Annotated in this window: 3 protein-coding genes; all 3 read right to left on the bottom strand. The window is 70.4% G+C overall.

Translation table 11 applies throughout. The features are described from left to right. Nucleotides 1-1,011, bottom strand: a 1,011-nt coding sequence (locus GX015_RS07855) for an HAD-IIA family hydrolase (RefSeq protein ID WP_291344157.1), incomplete at its 3' end; no start/stop codon positions are given. 97 nt (nucleotides 1,012-1,108) lie between these two features. Beyond that, on the bottom strand, nucleotides 1,109-2,341 hold the full coding sequence (locus tag GX015_RS07850) for a hypothetical protein (RefSeq protein WP_291344155.1): 1,233 nt from the start codon (nucleotides 2,339-2,341) through the stop codon (nucleotides 1,109-1,111). Nucleotides 2,342-2,528: 187 nt separating this feature from the next. Then, nucleotides 2,529-3,449 (bottom strand): RNase H family protein, encoded by a 921-nt coding sequence (locus GX015_RS07845; RefSeq protein WP_291344153.1) that lies wholly within the window; start codon nucleotides 3,447-3,449, stop codon nucleotides 2,529-2,531. Nucleotides 3,450-3,601 lie beyond the last annotated feature (152 nt).

Raw genomic sequence — 3,601 nt, 5'->3', positions numbered from 1 at the left:
GTCCGAGGTCGTGCGCACGCCGGTGACCGGCGCGGTGGACGGCGCCCCGTCGGCGTCGAACCATGCGGCCGAGGCGGCGGTGAGCAGCGCGGCGACGGCTGCGCGGGCCGGATCCGACAGGCGAGCGTCGGAGGCGTCGCCGCCGCCGATGACGATCACGCCCGGATCCTCCGCGTCGCGCTCGGCGGTGAACCCCGCCTGCGGGCGCGGCTCGGCATCGGCGGCCGGGGACACGAGCGCGGACATGTCGGCGCCGATGAGCGTCGGGCGCTCCTCCGGGATCGCCGACAGGGTCTCGTGGTGGCCGGAAATGCCGGTGACCGTCATCAGGGTGTCGTAGCCCGCGGCGTTGCCGCCGGCGATGTCGGTGTTGAGGCGGTCGCCGATGACGATGGGCCGCTCCGAACCGAGGCGGGCGGCCCCGCGGTGGAACATCGGCGGCAGCGGCTTGCCGGCGCTGCGCGGCTCGACGCCGGTGGCCGACACGATCGCGGCGACCATCGAGCCGTTGCCCACGAGCAGGCCCCGCTCGGTGGGCAACGTGGTGTCCAGATTGGAGGCGAGGTAGGTCGCGCCGCGCGCGATGGCGAGCGCGGCCTCCGACATCATCGCCCAGTTGGTGCCGGGATTGTGGCCCTGGAACACTGCCGCGGGCTCGTCGTCGGCGGAATCGACCAGTTCGTAGCCGGCGTCGGTCGCCAGATCGCGGAACGACTGCGCACCCAGCACCAGCACCTTCGCACCGGCCGGGATGATGTCGGCGGCCATCTCGATGGCGGCCTGCGCGGACGTCATCACGTCATCCGCCGTGCAGTCGTACCCGAGGGAACGCAGCTGATCGGCGACGGTCTCCGGGGCGCGCGACGCGTTGTTCGTGACGAACAGCATCGGCAGCCCCGCCTCCGTCAGCCCCTCCAGCGCACCGGGGACGGCGCGGCCGCCCTCGTAGATGGTGCCGTCGAGATCCAGCAGTGCGGCGTCGTAACGTCCGGCGAGCAGTTCGGTGCCCATGAAAAGCGTCGGTCCAATCTGTGGGGGATGGTGCGGGGAAGGAAAAGGGGATCAGAAGAAGGAGCAGAAGGCGAAAGCCAAAAGGAGCCGAAGCGCCTTAGAGCTCGGCGGCGCGATCGCGGGCGTCGAGCAGCTCGTCCGGGTCGAGGTCGGCCGAGCGGCCGAACCACTCGCGGGCCTCGTCCGTGCGGCCCGCGGCGGCCAACGCATCGGCGTAGGCGTAGAACAGGCGGGCGCCCTCGAAGTCGGTGCGGTTCGGGTCGAGGTTCTGCGCCTCCAACTCGATGATCGCCGAATCCAGGTCGCCCATGTCGCGGCGGGCGCCGGCGACGACGATCGCCAATTCGGTTCGGGACTCGTCGTCAAGCGAACGAACCTCGTCGGAACGGCCCAGCTCGATCGCCTTCTCCGGGCGGCCCAGGCCGCGCTCGCAGTCGGCCATGACGGCCAGCAGGCCGGCGCCACCGGAAATGCGGCGTGCGGCGCGCAGCTCGGCGAGAGCTTCCTTCCACTCGCCGGCGTGGTACGCGGCGACGCCGTTGGTCTCGCGGACCACGCCCACGCGGCCGGCGCGGTCCTTCGCGGCGCGCGCGTGGCGCAGCGCCAGCTTCGGGTCGTCGGCCATCAGCGTCGCGGCCATGATCATGTGGCGGGCGACCATGTCGGCATTGTCCTTGGCCAGGCTCTTCAGGTCCTGGCGAACCGACGGGTCGAGCTCGTCGGGCGTGACGTCCTCGGGAATCGAGGGCTCGTTCTGACGGGCGACGATGCGCTCCTCGCGGAAACCGGGGCGCTGCGGGCCGGTGCGCGGCGCGCGCTTTTGCTCGTCCTGGAAACGGCCGCCGCGGTTGGAGTGGCGCTTCGGACCGCCGGGACCGCCCCGACGGTCATCGCGGCGATCACCGCGGGGGCCGCCACCACGGCGGTCATCGCGCCGATCATCCCGACGGTCGCCGCGGGGGCCACCGTCGCGTCGATCATCGCGACGCCACTCGCGGCGGTCGCCACGCTGGCCGCCGCGGTCGTCACGACGGTCGTCGCGGCGCCACTCGCGGCGCTCCCCGCGCTGACCGCCGCGATCATCGCGGCGGTCGTCACGACGATCATTACGTCGATCATCGCCACCGTCCCGGCTCTCCCAACGACGGCCACCCTGGCCACCCTGGCCTCCGTAACCGCCTCGGCCACCACGACCGCCCTGACCGCCGTGACCCCCCTGGCCTCGTCCACCCGGACGTCCACCGCCGCGGCCGCCCCGGAATCCACCGGGGCGTCCGCCCTGGCCTCCGCGACGCTCTCCGTCGGGACGCGAACCTTCGTTCTCGGCCATGTGTTGGAAGCTCCTCACGCAATCGTCGCTCCTCGCCGGCGCAGCGCCCGTTCGGGGCGGCCTGCGGCGAAAGAGCAGGGAAAAAGTCGGATATAGACGAATAGAGCGGTCGATTCGGGCCGCGCCTCAGCGCATTCCGTCACCGCATTCAACGGCCCAGGCTACCAGCCGGGGACCGGGGCGCCGTTCAAGCCCGCGCGGAACAATGGTGCGCGACGAGCACCGGATCGCCGGACACGTCCCACGTGGACGTCGTCGTCCAGCCACGGCCCCGGGTCACCGCGACGCCGGTGGCGCCCACGACCGTCACCTCCGGTCTCGGAACCGAGAAGTCCGCGGGAAACGCCTCGTCCTTCTCCGCGGGCACGATCACCGCACGCCTGGTCAGGAACTCCAACCGCGCGTCATCGCCGTCGCGAGCCTTGCCGGCCGCGCGAACCAGCGTCCCCTGCGCCGTGCGAACCTTCGCGACCGCCTCCGCAATCGGATCCGCCGCCACATCGAAGAGCCCGGCCTGGGCGTCAGCCGTGCTCGCTTTGCTTGACGACGACCCCGCGGACTTCTTGGGCGCCTCCCCGCCCGAAGCGACGGAATCGGCAACGGGGGCCGTACCCGCCATGATCAGTTCGGCGCTTTGGGTGGCGCCGGGGAATCCCGGGCCCTCGTTGGCGGGTTCACCGGATTGGAAGGACGTGGCCGCAGCGCGGGCCCGCTCGTCGGCGGCCTCGTTCATATCGTGGCCCGCATGACCCTTGACCCACTCGAAGCGGACGTTGCGGCCCTGCATCAGCTGGTCGATGACGGACAGGATGTCCACGTTGAGGACGGGCTTGCCGTCGCGCTTCTTCCAGCCCTTCTTCTTCCAGCCGGGCATCCACTTGGTCACCGAATTGATCACGTACTGGGAGTCGCAGAGAATCCGGAGTTCCTCATCGGCACGATGAGACGTGGACGCGAGCAGATCCGCGACCGCCATGAGCTCACCGCGGTTGTTGGTGCTCTTCTTCCATCCGCCGGCCGCCCATGTGTCGTCGTCGATGTACCAGGACCAGCCAGCCGGGCCGGGATTGCCGAGGGCCGAGCCATCTGCGGCGGCGATGATAGTCATGGACGCCGATTGTAGTGGCCGCCGTCGACCTACCATCGATGGCATCACGAGAAACGCGGACGTACGGACGGCTAAGAGTGCTTCGGAATGCACGAATGCGCCGACAGAACGAATACGACGAAATTTGTGAGTGAGTGGGCATGTGCAAATGC

The organism is Corynebacterium sp., from assembly GCF_012837295.1.
In the GTDB taxonomy this organism is placed as follows: Bacteria; Actinomycetota; Actinomycetes; order Mycobacteriales; family Mycobacteriaceae; genus Corynebacterium.
Note: the sequence above shows the minus strand (reverse complement) of the source record. Positions and strands in the feature narration are given on the sequence as shown.